Annotated in this window: 12 protein-coding genes and 6 pseudogenes; 10 read left to right on the top strand and 8 right to left on the bottom strand. The window is 36.5% G+C overall.

Annotated features, from left to right (window positions below; all coding sequences use genetic code 11):
- Positions 1-85: 85 nt before the first annotated feature.
- The 8 genes and pseudogenes from ACLKMH_RS22405 to ushA all read right to left on the bottom strand — a co-directional run bounded on the left by ACLKMH_RS22405 (position 86) and on the right by ushA (position 9,182).
- A pseudogene (locus ACLKMH_RS22405) lies at positions 86-1,334 on the bottom strand (phosphopentomutase).
- Positions 1,334-2,110, bottom strand: coding sequence for a deoxyribose-phosphate aldolase (gene deoC, locus ACLKMH_RS22400; RefSeq protein WP_413700018.1), 777 nt, complete (start codon positions 2,108-2,110; stop codon positions 1,334-1,336). The pseudogene ACLKMH_RS22405 and the gene deoC overlap by 1 nt, the downstream one beginning before the upstream one ends.
- 66 nt (positions 2,111-2,176) lie before the next feature.
- Positions 2,177-3,440 (bottom strand): annotated as a pseudogene (locus ACLKMH_RS22395) (NupC/NupG family nucleoside CNT transporter).
- A 287-nt stretch (positions 3,441-3,727) separates the two neighbouring features.
- The gene (tal, locus tag ACLKMH_RS22390; RefSeq protein ID WP_413702447.1) at positions 3,728-4,525 is read right to left on the bottom strand and encodes a transaldolase; all 798 of its coding nucleotides are present in this window, start codon (positions 4,523-4,525) and stop codon (positions 3,728-3,730) included.
- 19 nt (positions 4,526-4,544) lie between these two features.
- Positions 4,545-4,691 carry a transaldolase family protein gene (locus ACLKMH_RS22385; RefSeq protein WP_413700017.1) on the bottom strand — a complete coding sequence of 49 codons (147 nt, stop codon included), beginning with the start codon at positions 4,689-4,691 and terminating at the stop codon, positions 4,545-4,547.
- A 691-nt stretch (positions 4,692-5,382) separates the two neighbouring features.
- Positions 5,383-5,544: a hypothetical protein gene (locus ACLKMH_RS22380; protein ID WP_413700016.1), complete on the bottom strand. Its 162-nt coding sequence runs from the start codon at positions 5,542-5,544 to the stop codon at positions 5,383-5,385.
- 23 nt (positions 5,545-5,567) lie between these two features.
- Positions 5,568-6,347: a hypothetical protein gene (locus ACLKMH_RS22375; protein ID WP_413700015.1), complete on the bottom strand. Its 780-nt coding sequence runs from the start codon at positions 6,345-6,347 to the stop codon at positions 5,568-5,570.
- 1,141 nt (positions 6,348-7,488) lie between these two features.
- Positions 7,489-9,182, bottom strand: a pseudogene (ushA, locus tag ACLKMH_RS22370) (bifunctional UDP-sugar hydrolase/5'-nucleotidase UshA).
- 206 nt (positions 9,183-9,388) lie between these two features.
- Here ushA and ACLKMH_RS22365 point away from each other — a divergent pair.
- From ACLKMH_RS22365 to mpl, 10 genes and pseudogenes are all read left to right on the top strand, one after another.
- Positions 9,389-10,744 carry a hypothetical protein gene (locus ACLKMH_RS22365; RefSeq protein ID WP_413700014.1) on the top strand — a complete coding sequence of 452 codons (1,356 nt, stop codon included), beginning with the start codon at positions 9,389-9,391 and terminating at the stop codon, positions 10,742-10,744.
- Positions 10,745-10,881: 137 nt separating this feature from the next.
- A complete protein-coding gene (gene rpmE / locus ACLKMH_RS22360) occupies positions 10,882-11,094 on the top strand; it encodes a 50S ribosomal protein L31 (RefSeq protein WP_413700013.1) in 213 nt (70 codons plus the stop codon).
- A gap of 35 nt (positions 11,095-11,129) precedes the next feature.
- A complete protein-coding gene (locus ACLKMH_RS22355; protein WP_413700012.1) occupies positions 11,130-11,315 on the top strand; it encodes a hypothetical protein in 186 nt (61 codons plus the stop codon).
- A gap of 1,202 nt (positions 11,316-12,517) precedes the next feature.
- Positions 12,518-13,261, top strand: coding sequence for a thermonuclease family protein (locus ACLKMH_RS22350; RefSeq protein WP_413700011.1), 744 nt, complete (start codon positions 12,518-12,520; stop codon positions 13,259-13,261).
- Positions 13,262-13,352: 91 nt separating this feature from the next.
- Positions 13,353-14,594 (top strand): malic enzyme-like NAD(P)-binding protein, encoded by a 1,242-nt coding sequence (locus tag ACLKMH_RS22345; RefSeq protein ID WP_413700010.1) that lies wholly within the window; start codon positions 13,353-13,355, stop codon positions 14,592-14,594.
- 270 nt (positions 14,595-14,864) lie between these two features.
- Positions 14,865-19,434: pseudogene (locus tag ACLKMH_RS22340) on the top strand (biotin carboxylase N-terminal domain-containing protein).
- 287 nt (positions 19,435-19,721) lie between these two features.
- A pseudogene (locus ACLKMH_RS22335) lies at positions 19,722-20,361 on the top strand (class I SAM-dependent methyltransferase); the annotation flags it as partial.
- Between the two features lie 230 nt (positions 20,362-20,591).
- Positions 20,592-21,275 carry a DHH family phosphoesterase gene (locus ACLKMH_RS22330; protein WP_413700009.1) on the top strand — a complete coding sequence of 228 codons (684 nt, stop codon included), beginning with the start codon at positions 20,592-20,594 and terminating at the stop codon, positions 21,273-21,275.
- On the top strand, positions 21,208-21,432 hold the full coding sequence (locus ACLKMH_RS22325) for a DHHA2 domain-containing protein (protein WP_413700008.1): 225 nt from the start codon (positions 21,208-21,210) through the stop codon (positions 21,430-21,432). The genes ACLKMH_RS22330 and ACLKMH_RS22325 overlap by 68 nt, the downstream gene beginning before the upstream one ends.
- Before the next feature lie 116 nt (positions 21,433-21,548).
- Positions 21,549-22,903, top strand: a pseudogene (gene mpl / locus ACLKMH_RS22320) (UDP-N-acetylmuramate:L-alanyl-gamma-D-glutamyl-meso-diaminopimelate ligase).
- The last annotated feature ends 4 nt before the right edge of the window (positions 22,904-22,907 follow it).

The raw sequence follows: 22,907 nt of genomic DNA, 5'->3' as shown, positions 1-22,907 counted from the left end.
GTTTGTTAGATTAAAATAAGTATTTATAAAAATTGAGCCAGCGAGTCTAGTTTAAAAGGCTTAAGACAGGCTTGATCTCATTAAGCTATTTGACAATAGAAGTGCCATAATCAAGAGCTTTTAAGTTATGAAAAGCCGCTATAGATTGGCCAATATCAGCAAAAGTATCCCGTAAACCTACTGAACCAGCTTCTACTTTATCGCCATAAAAGATAACAGGGATATGGTTCGCGAGTATGGTCTGTGCCAGGCCATGTAGGATCACAACCATGATCCGCCGTTAGCACTAAAATATCGTCTTCTGTTAATAATTCTAATATTTCAGGTAAACGTGAATCAAAATACTCCAGAGCCGATGCGTAACCAGAAATATTACGACGATGGCCAAAGTCAGCATCAAAGTTAACAAAGTTGGTGAAAATAATACTGTCTGTTTTTGCTTCTTTAAATTCTGCAAGGCTTGCATCAAATAAGCCATCAACACCAAATGCTTTGGTAGCTTTGGTAATGCCTTGTTCAGCAAAAATATCAGAAATTTTACCGATACTGACCACTTCGCCACCACTTGCTTTCATATTATCCAGCAAAGTTGGTGAAGGAGGAGTAACTGAATAATCGTGACGATTAACAGAGCGTTTAAAGTTATCTGCTTTTGTGCCAAGGAAAGGGCGAGCAATGACGCGACCGATGTTATATTCATCAACTAACTCTCGCGCTAATTCACAAAGTTTATACAAACGTTCAAGTCCAAAGCTTTCTTCGTGACAGGCGATTTGAAATACACTATCAGCAGAGGTATAAAAAATTGGCTTGCCTGTTTTAAGATGCTCTTCACCTAATTCTTCAAGGATAACTGTGCCCGATGAATGACAGTTGCCTAAATAACCTGGTAAATCAGCACGTTTAACTAGTTCATCTAATAATGATTGAGGAAAACTATTTTCCTTGTCTGAAAAGTATCCCCAGTCAAATAATACTGGCACACCAGCTATCTCCCAATGTCCACTTGAGGTATCTTTACCCGTTGATAGCTCTTTTGCATATCCATAGGCACCGATCGGTGTGACTGTTTTATCTAAGCCTGCTGGGTATAAACCTGAACTTTCAAAGCATGCTTGTCCAAAACCTAATTTATTCATATTTGGAATATTTAATGGGCCACTTCGACCTTCCTCTGCTTTGCCTTCGAAACAAGCTTTAGCAATATGGCCAAGGGTATTAGCACCGGCATCATTAAATTCACTGCCATCTTCACGAGTGCCTTTAAAAGTATGTGCATCTTCAGTGGCACCGATGCCAAATGAGTCAAGTAATAAAATAAGAGTACGTTTCATTAGTAAGCTCCTTGATGATCTGAGACTTTCTCAGTCAGGTTTAATTCATTTAATAGGTTCACCAAAAGACTTGATGCGCCAAAACGGAAATGCTCTAGGGTTAACCAATCATCTCCCATAATATCTTTGGCAAGTTGTAAATATTCGCCAGCAGTTTTGGCGTCTTTCACACCTCCTGCGACTTTAAAGCCAACGTTTTTGCCAGAGTCTTTAATTGCTTGAAGCATGATCTTCGTTGCTTCTAAAGTTGCATTGACCGGCACTTTACCTGTTGAGGTTTTAATAAAGTCTGCGCCGGATTCAATGCTTATTTCACTCGCAAGTTTAATTAACGCTTCAGTTTTTAATTCTCCCGATTCAATGATCACTTTTAGGCTAACTTGATCGCCACAAATAGTGCGACATTGTGAAATCATCTTTGCACCAATTTCCTGATTGCCGGCAATCAATGCTTGATAGGGAAAAACTACGTCTACCTCATCAGCACCGTAGGCAACTGCGGCACGGGTTTCTGCTAAAGCGATATCTAAATCGTCGTTACCATGCGGAAAATTTGTTACCGTTGCTATTTTCACTGACTCACAACCTTGATTGATAAGTGCTTTTCGTGCAATGGGAATAAAACGCGGGTAAATACAAACCGCGACCGTGTTGCCTGCTAATGTCTGTGCATCCTTGCATAACTGAATGACTTTCTCTGGCGTATCATCGTCGTTTAAAGTTGTTAAATCCATAAATGAAATGGCTTGTTTTGATACAATTTGTAAATCATTCATAATGTTATACCTGTTGATTGAATGGCCACTACAGTGATAGTGGCCGATGTAATATAGTGTTCTTGATTAAGAAACGATTGCGGCACCACTTAGGGCAAAGAAAATACCTACTAATGTTGCGCTCATAAAGTTAGAAAGAGTACCTGCTAGTACCGCTTTCAAACCTAAGCGAGCGATATCTGGACGACGTGATGGCGCTAGCACACCTAAACCACCTAATAAAATAGCCATTGATGATAGATTCGCAAAGCCACATAGTGCCACAGTAACAATCACCTGTGAATGTGCACTTAATGATTCTTTAATACCAACAAAATCAATGTAAGCAACAAATTCATTAACGACAAGCTTTTGACCTAATAAGCTACCAACTGTTGTTGCTTCAGTCCATGGAACACCAATTAGGAAGGCAATAGGAGCAAAAATGTAGCCCAAAATTTGTTGTAGTGATAATGCTTCTAAGCCAAATACACCACCAAATGCACCTAACATAATATTGATTAACGAAATCAATGCAATAAATGCGATTAACATTGCACCTACGTTTAGTGCTAATTGTAAGCCTGATGATGCACCAGTCGTACTTGCATCAATTACGTTTACTGGTTTTTCATTTGCACCTTTATCGCTTTCATCAATGATTTCGTTATTAACGGTTTCAGTTTCAGGGTGTAATAATTTAGCCATTAATAGGCCACCTGGTGCTGCCATAAATGATCTTGCAATAAGGTAATCAAGGTTGACACCTAAAGATGCGTAACCTACTAATACTGCACCCGCAACAGAAGCTAAGCCACCACACATAACAGCAAATAGTTCTGATTGAGTCATATCCTTAATATAAGGTTTAACCACAAGAGGGGCTTCTGTTTGTCCAACAAAAACATTAGCAGTTGCTGACATTGATTCGGTACGGCTGGTTCTAATACTTTTTGCAATGCACCACCAAATATTTTGATAATTATTTGCATAATACCAATGTGGTATAACACGCCCATGAAGGCGACAAAGAAGATGATAACGGGTAAGACTTTAAAGGCAAAAACAAAACCGCCACCGCCAAATACTTCAAACATTTTTCCAGAGACTAAGCCACCAAATAAGAATGCAATACCGTCGTTTGCACTATTGATAACAGCCTGCACGCCAGATGAAACAGCTTGTAAGGCGCTTGATCCAAAGGGGTTAATATTACAAAGGCGGCGATAGTCGCTTGAATTGCAAAAGCGCCCCCAACAGTTCTAATATTAATTGCTTTGCGATCACTTGAAAATATAATCGCGATTAAAATCAGGGAAACAATTCCCACTAAACCCATAACAATATGCATGTTAACTCTCCATTTTAGTTAATTTTTTGTAAATACTCAGGCCGTCGCTATTTAAGCTTATTTCTTCGTTGAAAAATGCTCACAAATTCATCGGGAATGAATTTGAACATCCGTAGGATGGCCCAAAGGGCGAAGTACGGGATGTACGTAGTATTTAAACCACTAAACTGCGCTTTTTCGCCTTGAACTAAACATAAATAGCTTAGCCCTGAGCATTTAGTTTTTATTTAATACAAACTTTTTTATTAAAAGGAGTCTAAATAGATTCTTTTAATAATTTGTTAGATTTAGAGACGATTTTTGATCATCTCCTCTAATGTGTTTTGGTCGATCGCGAAGTTACGTATCCCTTCAGCTAACTTTTCAACAGCCATCGCGTCTTGATTATGTGCCCATAAAAATTGCGCTTCGGTTAATGCTGGTGGTTTTTGATTTTGCATTTTGCTTGCTGACGTTTCTGCACTTAGGAAGGTTTTTATATCACCTTGGGTTTCGCTGAGTGTTTGTAAAAGTTCAGGGCTAATAGTAAGACGGTCACACCCTGCTAGTTGCAAAATCTCACCGATATTTCTAAAGCTTGCACCCATTACTACGGTTTTATAGCCGTTTATTTTGTAGTAGTTATAAATAGAAGTAACTGATTTCACTCCAGGATCATTCTCTGCTGTAAAATCCTTACCTTCTGCCTTTTTATGCCAGTCCATAATACGACCCACAAAAGGAGAAATAAGGTATACGCCAGCTTCGGCACAGGCTTGCGCTTGAGCGAAAGAAAACAATAAAGTTAAATTACAGTTGATGCCTTCTTTTTCTAATATTTCCGCGACACGAATACCTTGCCATGTTGTCGCTAACTTAATTAATATACGTTCATTTTTAATGCCCGCATCGTTATACAGTTTTATGAGTTTTCGTGCTTTGGCCACACTTGCTTGTGTATCGTAAGACAGCTTTGCATCTACTTCTGTAGAGATACGCCCAGGAATGAAATTGAGAATTTCTTTGCCGATATTAACCGCTAACATATCGCAGGTATCATCAATCTGTTGTGTTGGATTATCACTCTGTGCTTTTGCATAACTAATAGCATTGTTAATTAAGGGTTCATAAGCACTTATTTGAGTACGCTTTTAAAATAAGTGATGGATTCGTTGTTGCGTCCTGTGGTTGGTAAAGCTTAATGGCTTCAATATCACCCGTATCGGCTACTACAGTGGTAATTTTTCGTAATTGCGTTAGTTTACTTTCCATTGTTTATTCCTACCTTTCGCTATTATTTTCTAATTATTAGAGTTTATTTTTGTTGAAACAAAGCCACTGATAATAAGTTGGACTCTTCTGTTGTTTAGTTTTCTAATTCATTATTTATTGAAGTGAATGCTCACTTCATGTTTTAGGTGCAAAAATTCAGCGATATTGTGTTTCATACCAAATAATAAATTTACTGTTACAATTTTTTATTAACGGTTATTTTTCAGATGCAATGATTTTAGGCAGTAATGACTGTAGAAATTGTGAGCTAGATCGACTCAGCTAAACTATTTGCTAGCTTTTTTAATCTACTTACAAAATATGTTGTTTAAGCGGAAAGTAGGATTGTTATTTGAATTTGAAGTTTAATCTGGAGGTAAAAGGTAAAAGGTAAAAGGTAAAAGGTAAAAGGTAAAAGGTAAAAGGTAAAAGGTAAAAGGTAAAGGTAAAGGTAAAGGGTATTTTTTATATACCTTGTGGGAGGTAGGAGGATTGGTATTTAATTAAAGTCGTACCCAAAAAAAACGCCTTAAATAAACATTTAAGGCGTTAAAAAAATATACTACGGATTAATATATTCTTACATCAATAACTAACAAATGTTAGTACAAGTTTGCAAATAAAACCTGCTCTTAAGAAGGGCGAACTTCAGACACAGGTTTTAATATAGCGGTTTAATTAAAATAGCTAATTAAAAGTCTACAGATACACCAGCAACGAAACCAAATTGATCTTTATCTTCGTCATAGATTTCTGCATAAGCATCTACATTTTTATAGAAGTTGTAGTTACCACTTAGGTACATGTAAGTAAGATCTTCTGTCTTTGCTGTCGTCATAATCGATAAGAGCAACACCACCTTTAACAGTAACTTTGCTAGTTACTTTGTATTTCTGTTGCTAAATCAATACCTGATGCTTCGTTCATGTCTCCGTAAGAGTATGCGACACCTAAAGTTAAGCCTTTAACGCCAGTGTAAGAAGCTTGAACACCGTATGAGTCGTATGAAATACCGTCAATATCTACATCATAGTATTCTTGAACAGAGTAAACAGCACCAAGTGTTACATCATCTGTCACATCAACTTTAGCAAAAATATCATAACTTGTTTCTTCAGAAGTATCATTATCCTGTAGCTTAGGATCGAAAGACGCAGATACATAGTATCCATCACCTTTGTATTTCACTTGTAATACTGATTTTGAACCACTAGTGTAAGAATCATCAGGGTTAAGCATATCTTTACCAGTCTTAGAATCAAGCTCCTGGTTGATACCGAACTCATCTACAGAATAATCGAAGTCACCAAATTTAACTTCTAGACCACCTTTCTTCGTGACAATCCAGTGATCTTTCAAAAGATCTTTTGCGCTACTTTGCTCTTCACTCCATCCTGCAAATTCAAACGCGTAAAAACCGTATACTTCAACGCCGTTTTCTAATTTGTAACCTGCTTTAACTTCTAAATCAACGTTGTCTGTTTTTGAATCCATTTCATCGCCATCATCAACGTCACGAATTAATTCAAATGCAACTTCACCAGTTAGGTTCAGGTACATGTTATCATCTTGATAGACTGTTTTTGCCATTGCTGAAGTTGAAGACATAACTGCTACGGCAGTTGCTGTTAAAAGAAATTTCTTAGTAGTGTTCATGTTTATTCCCTGTTATGTGTTTTTTAAGGTCTTTTAGAAAAAATAATATAAAAACACAAATTAAATTGAACTTTATATTATTCTTACTGACTTACTAATATGTTTAGATATATTGAAAAACATTAACTTTAGTTAATCTATTTATACTATTTACAAGGCTTTAACTTATCCTAATGCATAAGGTTTCAGCGTTTGTAGATGCAAGTATCAACTCTATTGATTCTCATTAGCAAACTTGATTCTCGTTAGTAAATTTGATTCTCGTTAGCAAACTTTAAATCCGTATAATACTACAAATGAATAGTATCGATGCCGAGATAATAAAGCTAACCCTTGCAAGTAATAATGTGAATCTGTTCAATTTTTTAAAGTTAAAGAGGTTGGTTAATAAGATCGCTATCAATAAATCTTATTTAAAAGATATAATTTTATATTTTTGGGTTGATGTTTTTAACCTTTAATGTTAGCTCATGGGGAGTTTGGCCTCCAGGCCAATAGTAATAGGCATTAAGAGGGTTTATCTTTTATTGATAATTAAGAATGCTGGCAGAGAGCCCTCTATCTTGGTAGTGAAATTGAATATTATTCAAAGAAAAATATCAGTGCTTAAAAACTCTCGCTAGTATTTTTTGCATAATAATTGATATCTAATCTAGCTTTAAATCCCTTGGCTTTGATGCCTTTTTTACAAGTCTTTCTTACCTAAGCATATTTATCTTAATTTGCCTTATTGCGAACTGCTTTGAAACAAAGGGTCTTATGCAACAGCGCCTTTAATAGTTATCGCTGTTGTTTGTTTAAGTCTTTAAGTTTTGTTTTAACGGCTTTTTTTGATTTTTTCTTTGAAGATTTTTAGCTATGTTTTTATTTTCTGATAATTGTGAAGTTTATTTTTCGGAAAAATACAATTATTAGTTGTATTTTAATTGTCTCAATTAATGGCGCTAAAATACGCTCAACTTTTAAATGGCAAATATTTATAGTGAGTAAATATGAAAATAAAAATAGGGCTGTTTTTGTTGTTTTTAAAAAGTTCTTTACAGTAGAGTATTGAAAGTAAATGTTTCATTTTTTATATAGAATAAAAACAGCGCTGATGTCGCGCTGTTTTGTCATTATTATGTTGCTAACTAGGTGCGGATTATAATTGGCAACCTTTTGTACTTAATGAATTAGTGTAAACGATATTATTTGAAGGCGTAAACTCTCCCGTTTTAACCTCTTTTTTATCTTTCAAAAATGTGTAAAGTACTTCTGCATCAACGTAACCTGTCATAATTGGGTTGAGTTTTGGATAGCCATCGCCTCCTGCTCTGCATTGTAACTTGGTACGGTAAAGCTATAGGTTGTTGCTGGATTATAACCTTTACCATTAATATCGCTGATAGCAACACTACTCGCTTTACAGTCAACAGTCATCGATATACCAATTAGTTGCGCATAAGAGCCTGAGCCGACTTGTTTTGTGGCAACCGTATTCAAATACTCTGTAATCTGCGAACCTGTCATAGTACTTTTAGTGATACTGTTACCAAAAGGTTGCACTGTTAGTACATCTTTATAAGTAATATTACCTTCATCAATTGATGCACGTACACCACCAGAGTTCATAATGCCGATATCAGCGTTCACTTTAGTGGCTTGAGCAGTGGCAATTAAATGCCCCATATTGGTTTGCTGTGCGCGCACATTATTTCGTTCACCATCAAGCTTATCGCTGGTGGTTGCAATAACTTCAGACAGCTTTTCTTGTCCTTGCTCTTGGTAGACTCGTAATGTTTCAAGTAAATCACTATTTGGCTCGATAGCTTCTGCAATCAGTACACGTTCGCCTTCTGCATTTTTTTCTTTTAAATTGATCGGGATAAGCTTGTAACTAACCAGATGTAGTTGGTCGTTAAAGTATTCAAAATCGGCACGGCCAACGTATTTACCCCATTCATGTGCTTGCATGATGTAAGTACCGTTTTGTTGATCTGGTTTACAATCATCGCCCGCTTTAAAGTCTGCATACTGCTCACTGTGCTCGGCTCCATACAAACAGGGTTTTGCGAATGACCGCCAACCACTAATTGTAAATCACCTTCGTTTAGTGCACGCGCTAAAGCAACATCACCCGGTGCGTTACTTCCGTGATGGCCATCTTCATAATGGCCCATATGAGTCAGCCGCAAAAATTAGATCTGCAGTGCCTGCTTTATTGATTTCTTTAATGACTTTTTTAATTTCGGTTGTTGGATCGGTAAATGTTAAACCACTCACAAATTCAGGATTACCAATTTTTACTGTGTCTTCTGTGGTTAAACCGATAACCGCGATACGAATGCCGTTAACAGTGAAAATTTTATAGGCATCAAAATAACGTTTGCCTGTTGTTTTGTCATAAATGTTAGCCGCTAACATGGGAAAACTTGCGAGTTCTCTTTGTATTTCAACAACCGAAAGTGGGTTGTCAAATTCATGGTTACCCACTGCCATCGCATCATAACCAATCGCATTCATACCGATGAAATCTGGTTTCGCATCTAATAAGTCTGATTCTGGTACACCCGTATTAATATCACCACCAGATAACAATAATACTTCACCACCTTTAGTCGCTACTTCACTACGTACTGCATCAATAACTGTTTTACGTGCAGACATGCCATATTCACCGTATTTATTTTCCCAAAAACGACCGTGATTATCGTTGGTATGTAACAAGGTAAAGGTTTTACACTGGTCACCTGCATCAGCACAGGTTGCATGAAAGACGTTTTCTGTTGTGGTCACGCAACCGCTTAATGTGCTTAGCACTGCTGTCGCTAATAAGCTCTTTGTTAAAATATTCATGTTACATTTCCCTTTGTTAAGTACGTATTTTAATTAATATATTTCTTGGTATAAGCATAATCACTTTACTATATGAACATTCGTGTTACTAGCCTGAGTATATTTATTGATCAAGTTATAAAGAGTGACAAAGCTCTAGAGATGATTGTGTAACATGAATCATTACACTATGATTACAAAATCTGTTGTTAATTAAGGTGTGATAAATGTTGAAATTTACTAAGGACTATAACTGTTGTAAGACAGTTGGTCATGAAAATTTTGGCGTTACCGATAGTGAGTCATATATACAGCAAAGTGAACGACTCGGCTATGTGTCAACTGAGTGTCAGCTTTGTGGTAGCAATGCTCCTTGGATTAATAATGAATTGGTACAACAGGTACTTGAAGAAAAATTGGATCAACAATTTGCTAAAAAAGTGGTTGGTTGTAAAAAATGCGACTCTTACTTTTTTATTTCCTCGACCCCAGACTCTAAACGACATGGTTACACTTCTGCAGGAACACAGCGTAAGAAATGTAGTCAATGTAATGCTATTTTTACTCTTCCTGATTTTAAAAATACGGTTGCAATGAAAATCGTCTTAGCTTCACTCCTCGGTAATAAAGATATTAAAACAGCAGTGAGTGAAAGTGGCCTATCTGCACGTTTGTATTACTTTTATTTAAATAAACTCGCTATTCTTTTGTCTAATTTTAGTCGTGATAATGAAAGTAAACATTTAACTGGTGATTACATAGGTTTGCATAGTGAAGGTAGGTTACTTGAGTTGAAGCATAAAAGGGGAATTTATTTATTATTTTCGGCAGAGATTGACAGTGGATATATTTTATTACAAACACATAATTTAACGAAACGTGATTTTGCTGAAGAGTTTATTTATCATGAGAAAGAAAGCACTATCGCCACAAATATAAATTCAAATAACTTGGAAACAGTATTATTAGCGCGTTATCAAAGGAATTTAGAGCGTAATCATTTTGAGCAATTAATTATGGGGGATATAAAACCCATCGTAAAATGCAATGCCATTTATCCTGATAAAGTTGCTTATATCCATTTTCAGTTATTAAAAGTTTTTACTGGTAAGGTAAAAAAATATGATCATTTTATCGAACATGAAAGTACACTAAGATCTGCATCATTGATGTCATCCTATAATGAGATCAAAAGTAAAGATGCAAATGTTTATTACTTTTTGCCTTTTGAGGGAGGCGAGCATTTTAATGGTAAACGTTTAGGCTGGTGGAATGATATTTGGTTCAGTAATAACGTAGGGGCTTTTTGCCCAATTACCTGTAAATTAAATCCAGATACACATTTTAGATTAAATAAGGGAGAGGCCATTGAAAGTTTTTTCCAATATTTAAATATGCGAGTTAATAAATCAGTAAGCAGTATGCAAGTTATTGATAATTTATTGGAAATATATCGAGTTATTTATAATTATTGCATACCAATAGAAAATAAGACGCCTGCTTGTGTATTAGGTATTAGTGAGCAATCCTATACGCCAGAGCAATTGTTTGAGCTAGCATTAAAACAGATCACCAGAGAATGATATTTAGTGATTGTATTTATTGAATGGCTTGTTTATAATTCGCGCCTGATTTTTAATGATAACTACGTGTGGTACTCTGTTGATTGAAATAATTCATCAAGCTGAGCAACTGACACGGCCCAATAGAGGTTTTCCAAATGCAAAATGCAATTCACCCAGAATACAAGCAAATTACTGCAACTTGTTCTTGTGGTAACGTAGTTGAAGTTGGTTCAACGGTATGTAAAGATATTACACTAGATATCTGTGGCGCTTGTCACCCATTCTACACTGGTACTCAACGTGTTGTTGACACTGGTGGTCGTATCGACAAGTTCAAAAAACGTTTCGGTGCACTTTCTTCTAAATAAGATTGTTGAACTTAACGTATTAAAGGTACCTTCGGGTGCCTTTTTTATGCCTGAAATCTGAGATTTTAAACACTCAAAGTATTGTTGATACTGGTGGTCGTATCGAAGCTCTTTATCAAATACGGGCAAAAAACGTTTCGGTGCACTTTCTTCTAAATAAGATTGTTGAACTTAACGTATTAAAGGTACCTTCGGGTGCCTTTTTTATGCCTGAAATCTGAGATTTTAAACACTCAAAGTATTGTTGATACTGGTGGTCGTATCGAAGCTCTTTATCAAATACGGGCAAAAAACGTTTCGGTGCACTTTCTTCTAAATAAGATTGTTGAACTTAACGTATTAAAGGTACCTTCGGGTGCCTTTTTTTATGCCTGAAATCTGAGATTTTAAACACTCAAAGTATTGTTGATACTGGTGGTCATATCGAAGCTCTTTATCAAATACGGGCAAAAAACGTTTCGGTGCACTTTCTTCTAAATAAGATTGTTGAACTTAACGTATTAAAGGTACCTTCGGGTGCCTTTTTTTATGCCTGAAATCTGAGATTTTAAAACTCAAAGTATTGTTGATACTGGTGGTCGTATCGAAGCTCTTTATCAAATACGGGCAAAAAACGTTTCGGTGCACTTTCTTCTAAATAAGATTGTTGGGCTTATCATATTAAAGGTACATTCGGGTGCCTTTTTTTATGCCTGAAATCTGAGATTTTAAACACTCAAAGTATTGTTGATACTGGTGGTCGTATCGAAGCTCTTTATCAAATACGGGCAAAAAACGTTTTGGTGCACTTTCTTCTAAATAAGATTGTTGAACTTAACGTATTAAAGGTACCTTCGGGTGCCTTTTTTACGCCTGAAATTTGAGATTTTAAACACTCAGGTATTGTTGATACTGGTAGTCGTATCGAAGCTCTTTATCAAATACGGGCAAAAAACGTTTCGGTGTACTTTCTTCTAAATAAGATTGTTGGACTTAGCGTACTCTTAATGTAGTAAAGGGCATCCTCGGGTGCCTTTTTTATGCCTGAAATCTGAGATTTTAAACACTCAAGGTATTGTTAATACTGGTGGTCGTACCGAAGCTCTTTATCAAATACAGGCAAAAAACGTTTCGGTGCACTTTCTTCTAAATAAGATTGCTGGACTTAGCGTACTCTTAATGTAGTAAAGGGCATCTTCGGGTGCCTTTTTTATGCCTGAAATTTGAGATCTGAGTTTTGATCTTAAGGTATTAAAGATTTTAAAGATTTTAAAGATTTTAAAGATTTTAAAGTTATTAAAGTTATTAAAGTTATTAAAGTTATTAAAGGTATTAAAGGTATTTTCTTATACATCTAATACCTATCATTTTTAAAATTATTAACAGGTGAATTTTTAGTCAATTTAATCTACAGTTATTACTTGTTTTTAAAACAGGTCTTATTGTGAAATATTTTATTATTTTCTTTTTTATATTGTTTCCAGTTAGTCTATTTGCCAGTTGCCCTCGTTATGGCTGGGATGAAACTTTTGTAGTTAAAAAAATCAATGACGGTGATACGGTGACATTAGAAAATGGCCGTTTGGTTCGTTTTATCGGTATTGATACGCCTGAAATTAATTACCGTAACTTGTCTAAATCAGAGCCCTATGCATTAGAGGCAAAAGCCTTATTAGAAAGGTATATCCGTCCAGGTGATAAGTTAAAACTACTTTATGATAAAACCAAGCAAGATAAATATGGGCGAATTCTTGCTTATGTTTACACTAAAACAGGGCGAAACTTAGCTTTACTTCAATTAAAATCTGGTCTTGCGAAGCATTGGGTGATTGGAAAAAATGATTTGTTGTGGCGATGTTTTCAAGATACAGAGCGCCAAGCGAGACTACGTAAAAAAGCTGTGTGGTCAGATTTTGACTCATTAAATGCATCGAGATTAACAAAGTCAGAAAAGGGATATGTGTATGTTAGTGGAAGAGTGACGAATATTGAGCTTTCTAAAAAAGGAATGATATTTGTACTTGATAAAAAGCTATCTGTTTCTATTCGCACTACCAAATTGAAGGTGTTCAAAGAAAATAATATCGATATACATTTGTATGATAAGTTGTTGTTGAGTGGTAAGTTATTTTTTTCAAAGGGAAAGCCCAAAATGACACTTTATCACCCCGCGCAAATATTGCCTTAAAGTAAATTAATACTATAAATTCATTAAAAATTTGACTATCATCACACTTTGTTTTTCTCCTAACCCTTCATCATTTTATTGGAATTTATTAATGTCAGACCAGCGTCAAAAAGCCCTTGATTATCACGCTTTCCCTAAACCAGGAAAAATTAGTGTTGAACTTACTACATCAGCTGAAACAGCGGAAGATTTGTCGCTTGCATACAGTCCTGGTGTAGCTGAACCCGTTCGTGAAATTGCCGCTAATCCTGATGATGTTTATAAATATACAGCGAAGGGCAATTTAGTTGCAGTTATTACTAATGGAACAGCGATTTTAGGGCTAGGAAATTTAGGCCCTTTAGCATCAAAGCCTGTAATGGAAGGCAAGGCATTATTATTTAAACGTTTTGCTGATCTTGATTCTATTGATATCGAAGTCAAGCATAGAACACCTGAAGAGTTTATTGATACAGTGGCCAATATCGCGGATACATTTGGTGGAATTAATCTTGAGGACATCAAAGCGCCAGAATGTTTCGTAATCGAAAAAGCATTAAAACAACGCTGTAGTATTCCGGTATTTCATGATGATCAACACGGCACAGCGATTGTTACAGCCGCTGGTATGATCAATGCGCTGGATATTCAAGGTAAAAAGATTGAAGATGCTAAAATTGTTTGTATGGGGGCAGGTGCTCATGCTATTGCTTGTATGGAATTGTTAATTCAATGTGGAGCTCTACGTGAAAAAATCTATATGTTAGATCGTAAGGGTGTTATCCATACTCGTCGTACCGATATTAATGAATACAAACAACGCTTTGCTAATAATACCGACCAACGTACTTTACAAGATGTTCTTGCAGGCGCAGATGTGTTTGTTGGTGTATCTGGCCCAGATGTATTGTCTGGTGATGATTTAAAACTGATGGCGCCTAATCCTATTGTTTTTGCATGTTCAAATCCAGATCCAGAGATAAAACCTGAGATTGCTCATGCTGTGCGAGATGATTTAATCATGGCAACAGGGCGCAGTGACTACCCTAATCAAGTAAATAATGTTTTATGTTTTCCATTTATTTTCCGTGGTGCACTAGATGTACGAGCAACAGAGATAAATGAAGCAATGAAAGTTGTCGCAGTACACGCTATCCGTGATATTGCTAAACAACCTGTACCAGAATCTGTTTTGAAAGCTAGTGGTGCAACATCACTCGAGTTTGGCAAAAATTATATTATCCCTAAACCGATGGATCCTCGTTTACTGAAAAAAGTGGCTGGTGCAGTGGCGTTGGCGACGGTTGAAACCGGTGTAGCACAAATAGATTTACCTGAAAACTACATGGTTTAAAAGGGCTTAAATCTTGTTTCACTATTTTCTTGTCTGCACTGAGCTATTGAATTTAAAATGATTTCGTTTTTTGCAAAGAAAATGGTTGCGATTGTAACCTCATTAGTTATTTATAATTAATGAGGTTTTTTGTTATTTTCGACACAGAACTCAGTAAATACAAGTGCTTTTCATTACATTGTAAAATCAGTACTGGTATCATCTGTTAATAAGTTGTAAATTACGCGGATCTTTTTTAATTTTTTACTAATCTTTTTGTAAGGGTACTTTATGTCAGGAAAATCTTCCTCTTCTCAGTTTGAAACAAACAACATTGCAGATCCGTTGTTTATTCATGCTGAGCATATAGCAAAAGACTTTTCATTATTTCCGGATAATTCTTTACCATCAAACACAGAAAACCTTGAAGGTTTGATTGAACGCAAACGCATTAAATCAAACTTAGCCGCAATTAAAAAGCTTAGTGTCGATGCTTATATTGCTCGTACAGTGCAACCTGCTGAAGATAACAAGCGTCCAGGTGTAAAATCAATTGTTGCCGGTTTTAATGGCAAAATTGTAACAGAACAATTAAACGGCGCATTTTATAGTGCTGAAATGGAACTCGATTTTGGTGGTTATACTCGTCGAATAGGTCTTATTGGACAGGAAAGAAGTTCTAATAATGGCGCGTGGATGCCTGAACATCATTTAGCCGCTAGTAAAGCGATCCGAAAATTTGCAGATTTGTCTTTGCCAATTGTTTACCTTATTGATACTCCTGGAGCCGATGCCGGAGAAGAAGCCAATAGTCAGAACCAAGCACACAGTATATCTCAAATGATTACTGAGAGTGCCAATGTTGATGTCCCGACTGTGGGTATTGTTGTTGGTGTAGGTTATTCTGGTGGTGCAATCCCATTAGCGACTGCTAATATTTTACTTTCTGTACGTGATGGTATTTTTAATACTATTCAGCCTAAAGGTTTACAGAGTATTGCACGTAAATATAACCTTTCTTGGCAGGAATGTGCTCAATCAGTAGGTGTTTCTCCAGAGGAGTTATATACCAATGGTTGTATCGATGGCATTATTGATTATTCACCCGTAGACCAAGATGAACGCCAGCATAATCTACAAAAAGCAGTGGTATCGAGTATTTTATCAATCGAAGCAACTTCTGTTTCATTTGTACGTGAATACCCTGATATTTTGGTACATTATAATCGTAGTTTAACGCGTTATTTAGAACCTTCTAGTAAATTATTAGCGGTTGAAAGTGCCTCAGAAAGTGCCCACCTTTTAGCGAAAAATCCAACTGTACATAACAATGCATTTGGTACAACTTATCGTTACATGCGCTATTTAACTTTACGTTCTCGTATTAAAGCGATTCAAAAAAATGAATACGGTCGTTTATCAAAAATGACGATCCCTGAGGGGGATTTAAAAGCGCGTATCGCAGATGATCGTAAAAAAGTCTTTGTTAGCTGGTTAAATAATCCAGATAAGTTGATTTACGACGACACACTTAATAAGAATTGGAAGTCATTTCTTGCAAAACGTGAAGATAAAAGCGTAGAGCGTAATGCCTTTACTAAACTTATTTTAGGTGAACCAGTAGCTAACTACGACAGTGCACGTAGTACCTTATTAATAAATCTAACTTGGTCACTGTATAATCGTTGGAAGACTTCTGCAGAAGATAACTTCCGTGCGTTAATTGCCTACCTTGAAGATGTGGATAACTTACCATTAACGGACAGCTGGCCCGAACTTTCTGAACTAACAACAATTGATGTGGTTAGTCACGAAGAAACACGTGAGTGCTTTATTGTGCATTGTCGTCATATGTTGGTATTTAATGCTTTATACGACAATACAATGGGTAACCTTGCTTCGATTGCAAAAGAAGCAATGGCAACAAAAGAATTATCTCGTGATGCTGTTTCATCTTTGGTGCGCAGTTCATTAAAAGGCGCATTAAATAAAGTTAGTGATGATGATTATGAAGAACTAAAAGCAAGTTTTAATGCTTGGATTCAATACTTCACAGACTTAAGCGAACGTGGCGAAATTCTTGCCAAAGTAGAAGAATGGAAGAGTATTGGGGCGCCACAAATGAACGCAAGTTTGTTTGTAATTTTAACCTACTTCTTTGAAAAGATTTTACCGTCTTATTATGCTAGCCATGAAGATGTTTCAGAATATAATGGCGCAATTAACCCTGTACGTATCGGTCGTCGTAAAGATTTCTGGAACCGATTGACAATGGGTTATCAAGACCTTTTGATCCAAGCGGTTCTTCGTTCAGAAAAGAATAAGAAAAACAATTCACACAATGCGATCATCGATAAATTCTTTACTAACTTTAAAGAATTTAAAGCAGATTTAATGACAGCTAACTTATTAGAGTTCCCTGGCTTCCGTCTCTCAATTGAAGATGCATTAGATAAAGACATTAAGCCATGTGGTTTGATTTCAGGTATTGGTCAATTCAAATTAGCTAACGGTGAAACACAGCGCGTAGGTGTAGCAGTATCAAATCTGTCATTCCAAGCCGGTGCTTTTGATATGGCCAGTGCTGAAAAATTCTGTGCGTTATTAGTTGAATGTGCGAAACACCATATTCCTGTTATTTCATTCATTAGTTCTGGCGGTATGCAAACTAAAGAAGGTGCAGTTGCACTATTCTCTATGGCTGTTGTAAATGACCGTATCACACGTTTCATACGTGATAATGATTTACCAGTTATTATGTTTGGTTATGGAGATTGTACAGGTGGTGCGCAGGCGAGTTTTGTAACTCACCCTATGGCACAGACTTATTATTTATCTGGAACAAATATGCCATTTGCCGGACAAATGGTTGTACCTGCATATTTACCATCAACGTCAACCTTGTCTAACTATTTATCACGTTCTGCTGGCGCGATGGATGGCTTGGTGATTAATCCATTCTCTGATGATCTTAATGACAAATTGCGTGATATCGATGAAAATATGCCAATGCCTACGATCACAATCGAAGAAACGATTGAGCGTGCATTAACAGGATTTGTACCTGTATGTGATATTGATGATAGTGATGAATCATTCTCGCAAGCAGATCCTCGCGCATTAATGAAACCTGTTAAGAAAGTATTAATACATGCTCGTGGATGTACTGCGGTTAAATTGATTCGAAAAGCAAAAGCGAATGATATTAACGTTGTATTAGTTGCTTCTGATCCTGATATGACTTCTGTACCTGCTGACATGTTAGGTAAAGGTGATAAGTTAGTTTGTCTTGGGGGTAATACTTCCGATGAAAGTTACTTGAATGCAAGTTCAGTGCTAAAAGTAGCTGAATACGAAGAAGTAGACTCATTACACCCAGGTATTGGTTTCTTATCAGAAAGCCCACAGTTTGCTGATTTATGTGTTACTCATGATATAAACTTTGTTGGCCCAAGTATGACCAGTATGTTAACTATGGGTAACAAATCCAATGCGATTAAAACAGCGCAGGATAATGGTGTACCAGTTGTTCCTGGTTCTCACGGTATTTTGACCGGAGCAGAACCAAGCGCTTGATATTGCTAATAGCATGGGTTACCCAGTACTGCTTAAAGCGGTAAATGGTGGTGGTGGTAAAGGTATCTTAGTTATCAAAAAAGCTGAAGATATGTTTAGAGGTTTTGCTCAGGTATCCGCTGAAGCTCGAAGTGCATTTGGTAACGGTGATCTTTATCTAGAGAAATACATTACTTCATTACGTCATATTGAAGTTCAGTTATTACGTGATAAACACTGTAATACAAAAGTATTAGGTATTCGTGATTGTTCGGTTCAACGTAACAACCAAAAAGTAGTAGAAGAATCTGCTTCAACTATGCTACCTGAAGATCTACAAGCACAAGCTTTAAAACATACTGCGACACTGGCTGATGCTGTTGATTATTTAGGCGCTGGTACGGTTGAGTTTATTTATGACCTTGATGAAAATGCAATTTACTTCATGGAAATGAATACCCGTTTACAAGTAGAACACCCAGTTACTGAAGCAACCTCTTGTATCGATATTGTTAGTGCACAATACAATATTGCTTCTGGTGAAAGCATCGCTGAGTTGAAGCCTGCTAATGAGGGCTACGCAATTGAAGTGCGTGTTACCGCAGAAAAAGCGGCTCTAGACAGTGAGGGTATAATGCAATTATTACCACACCCAGGTAAAGTTGTTGAATACTCTGTGCCAGAGCAGGATGATGTTGAAGTAATTTCAATGATTGGTGAAGGTAAAGAAGTATCACCATATTACGATAGTTTAGTTGCTCAGTTTATTTGTAAAGGTAAAGATCGTAACGATACAGTTAAGAAATTATTAGAGTTCCTAGATAAAGTGGTTATTAAAGGTATCGCAACGAATATACCTTTATTACAACGTATCTTGAAAGATGAAACTTTCTTAGCGGGTAATTACGATACAACTTACTTGCCTAAATTTATGGCAAGACTTGACCAGCAAACTATGATTGATGAGATGGAAGCATCTGCATCATCAGGCGGTAGCGATATTTCAATTACTGTTGATGGCAGTAATGAATTAAAAGTTATCGCAAATAGCGCAGGTATCTTCTACCGCGGTTCTTCACCTGCAGAACCGGACTTCGTTAATGAAGGCGATATTGTAAATGTTGAACAAACGCTTGGTTTGATGGAAGCAATGAAAATGTTTTCACCGATTTCATTATCAAGCTTCAATAAACAAGATGCAGTATTATATGATCCTAAGACTAAGTTCCGTATTGAAAGAATCATCAATACAAACGGTCAACAGGTATCAAGTGGTGACTTGCTTTATATAATAACACCTCTATAAAAGCGGTATTATTGTTAAAAAGCCAGTCGATTGACTGGCTTTTTTATGTCTGAAATTCGGCTACTAGAAGCAATTTTTTTGGGGGAGAGCCTGGGACTGGCTAGATGTTTTTTTGTAGCTAGTAACTCGTAGCTCAACCCAATATCATAAGAGAAAAAATAACCATGGGTATTCCTTTAATTTGTAATGACAGCGCATTAAGTCTTACTGCAAAGAAGTTGCGCGAAAAGTGAGGGTTTGATAATCAACACAGTGATGAGTTTCGCTTACATTTATTGCCAGAGCACCTTGCTTTAGAACAGTTAGATGACCCGAAACAGGGATTTATATTTGTCGATTTTGTTTCTGGTACAACAGCACATCGTCGCAAATTTGGCGGTGGTAAAGGCCAAGCGATTGCCAAAGCAGTTGGTTTGAAAACCGGGACTAATCTCAGTGTGATAGATGCAACAGCAGGATTGGGACGAGATGCTTTTGTTTTAGCTTCGTTAGGCTGTAATGTCACACTCGTGGAACGTTCTCCTGTTGCAACTGCTTTGTTAGATGATGGTTTACAGCGAGCTTATATGAACCTTGAAATTGGCGAATGGATGCAACAACGCATGCAACTTCATTTTGGTTCAAGTATCGATTATTTGAAAGATAATCAAACCGATGTTGTTTATTTAGATCCGATGTTTCCACACAAAAAAATCCGCACTAGTTAAAAAAGAGATGCGTGTTTTTCAAGGCGTTGTAGGAGCAGATTTAGATGCTGATAGTTTGCTTGATGTTGCTTTACAGTCAGCTCGTTACCGAGTGGTAGTAAAGCGACCAGATTACGCTCCTTTTTTAGATAATAAAAAGCCATCCATGAGTATCAAAACAAAGAATAATCGCTTTGATGTTTATGTAAAAAAAGCGATTCCCGTTAAAGATGTGACATAATAGTTAAAGTTTTTTACTAAATCAGCTATTCTGTACACCATAAACTAAAAACTAACTTTTTAGTATTTTGTAGATATAGTGCTCGTTTTTTCTTGACGAAAACAGCTTAAATGGCAAGATACTAAAAAGTTTTAACCAAAGTAGGAAAAATAGATGTTAGTTCTTGGACACCAAAACCCTGATTGCGATAGCCTTTGTAGTGCTATCAGCCTTGTCGCTCTTTTAATAAAATGGGGCGCCCTGCGACACCTGTATTACAAGGTGAGCCAAACCCTGAAGCTCAATTTCTACTTCAGCAATCTGGATTTCCAACACCAGAGATTCGCACTTCCGTTGCTGGTGAAGAGATCTTTATTGTAGATTACTCTGATTGGAATCAAGGCACTGCGGATATGAAAAAAGCCAAAATTCGCGGCATTGTTGACCACCATAAGTTAGGTGATATCACAACAAGTGAACCCTTAGAGTGTTGGATTTGGCCTGTTGGTTGTAGCGCAACTATCGTTTACAACATGTATAAATTTAATAATCAAACACCAGAACAAGCAGTTGCTAAGTTGATGATGGGCGCTATTATTTCTGATACGGTTAATTTCCAAGGTCCAACGACTACTGATATTGATAAAGTGGTCGCTAAAGAGTTAGCTGAAATTGCAGGAGTCGCTGATTTAAACGCCTTTGCTGAAGCACAATTTGAAGCGAAATCAGATATTGCATCTGTGCCTGCCGCTGAACTTATTCTTCGTGACCAAAAAGTATTTGAAATGGCGGGTGATAAATTAGCCATTGGCCAGTTAGAATTAACTTCATTAGATACTGCATTAAGTAAAAAAGCAGATATGTTAGTTGAAATGGAAAAAATTCAAGCAGAGAAACGGCTATCATTCTACTATCGTATTATTAACAGATATTAATAAGTTAGATACGATTGCGCTTATCGTCTCTAAAGATGCTGATAAAGTAGCAAGCGCATTAAATAGCAGTGTTGTTGATGCTGCTTTTGAACTTCCTGGTGTTGTTAGTCGTAAAAAACAAATTATTCCGTTTTTACAGGATGCTTTTGAAGCTTAATTAAACAGCTTTTTAGCATTTGAAAGGGTGAGTACCTCAGGGGCTCGCCCTTTTTTATTGTCACAAGATCAGGTATAACTGGCCTTCATTTTAAATATCATGTTTTCGAGGTCTCAATGCATATTCATATTCTCGGTATCTGTGGCACCTTTATGGGTGGCGTAGCTATTTTGGCTAAGTCTTTAGGTTACAAAGTAACGGGCTCTGATAAAAATGTTTATCCTCCTATGAGCACACAGTTACAAGAGCAGGGGATTGAACTTATTCAAGGCTTTGATCCTAGCCAATTAGATAGTAATCCGGATTTAGTAGTGATCGGAAATGCGATGAGCCGGGGTAATGCCTGCGTTGAAGCGGTACTTGATAAACAAATTCCTTATATCTCTGGTCCTCAGTGGTTATTAGAACATGTTTTAAAAGACAAGTGGGTACTCGCAGTTGCCGGCACACACGGTAAAACATCAACATCAAGTATGCTTGCTTGGATACTTGAATATGCGCATATGCAACCAGGTTTTTTAATTGGTGGTGTGCCAGAGAACTTTGGCTTATCTGCACGATTAGGCGAAACACCTTTTTTTGTCATCGAAGCTGATGAATACGATAGTGCTTTTTTGATAAACGCTCTAAGTTCGTTCATTACCATCCGCGTACATTAGTTTTAAACAATCTTGAGTTTGACCATGCTGATATTTTTGAAGATCTTAATGCGATTAAAAAACAATTTCATCATTTAGTTCGTACTGTACCTAGTAGTGGACGAATTATTATACCAAATCATGACCAAGCATTAATGTCAGTTAAACAAATGGGGTGTTGGAGTGAAGTTGAATATTTAGATAAAGAGTTAGCTGGAAATTGGTCAACACAAAAATTAAAAAAAGACGGATCTCAATTTGAAGTTTTCTTAAACTCCAGCAAACAAGGTCAAGTTAATTGGGGCTTAATGGGCGACCATAATATTGAAAATGCATTAGGCGCAATAGCAGATGAAGAAGACATGTTGGTGTCACACCTGAAATTGCAATTGAAGCATTAGCAAGTTTTAAAAGTATTAAACGTAGAATGGAAGTAAAAGGTAAAATTAATAATATTACGGTTTATGACGATTTTGCACATCACCCTACGGCAATTAAAACTACACTTGCGGGCTTACGCGCTAAAGTCGGTAATGAACGTATTATTGCTGTGCTTGAACCAAGATCAAACACAATGAAATTAGGCATTCATAAAGAGGCAATAGTTAATGCCCTTAATGAAGCCGATTATGTTTACTGCTTTGAAGACTCTGATCTTAATTGGTCTATTAAAGATATGTTTGCAGAACCAAGACAAACTAGTTGATGTCTCAACTGATATTAATGTCCTTTGCGATAAACTTGTTAAAGTAAGTAAAGCGAATGATCATATATTGATCATGAGTAACGGCGGCTTTTCAGGTATTCATCAAAAGTTACTTAATAAATTATAGAGGG

The organism is Psychromonas sp. KJ10-10 (assembly GCF_047323245.1).
Taxonomy (GTDB): domain Bacteria; phylum Pseudomonadota; class Gammaproteobacteria; order Enterobacterales; family Psychromonadaceae; genus Psychromonas.
The sequence above is the reverse complement of the archived record's forward strand: the minus strand, read 5'-3'. Positions and strand labels throughout refer to the sequence as shown.

What these genes read in the sequence shown, in the direction of transcription:
- ACLKMH_RS22330 (WP_413700009.1), top strand. Translation starts at nt 20,592, where the DNA reads ATGGGGCGCCCTGCGACACCTGTATTACAAGGTGAGCCAAACCCTGAA.
- ACLKMH_RS22365 (WP_413700014.1), top strand. Translation starts at nt 9,389, where the DNA reads ATGTTGAAATTTACTAAGGACTATAACTGTTGTAAGACAGTTGGTCAT.
- rpmE (WP_413700013.1), top strand. Translation starts at nt 10,882, where the DNA reads ATGCAAAATGCAATTCACCCAGAATACAAGCAAATTACTGCAACTTGT.
- ACLKMH_RS22385 (WP_413700017.1), bottom strand. Translation starts at nt 4,691, where the DNA reads ATGGAAAGTAAACTAACGCAATTACGAAAAATTACCACTGTAGTAGCC.
- deoC (WP_413700018.1), bottom strand. Translation starts at nt 2,110, where the DNA reads ATGAATGATTTACAAATTGTATCAAAACAAGCCATTTCATTTATGGAT.
- ACLKMH_RS22345 (WP_413700010.1), top strand. Translation starts at nt 13,353, where the DNA reads ATGTCAGACCAGCGTCAAAAAGCCCTTGATTATCACGCTTTCCCTAAA.
- ACLKMH_RS22375 (WP_413700015.1), bottom strand. Translation starts at nt 6,347, where the DNA reads ATGAACACTACTAAGAAATTTCTTTTAACAGCAACTGCCGTAGCAGTT.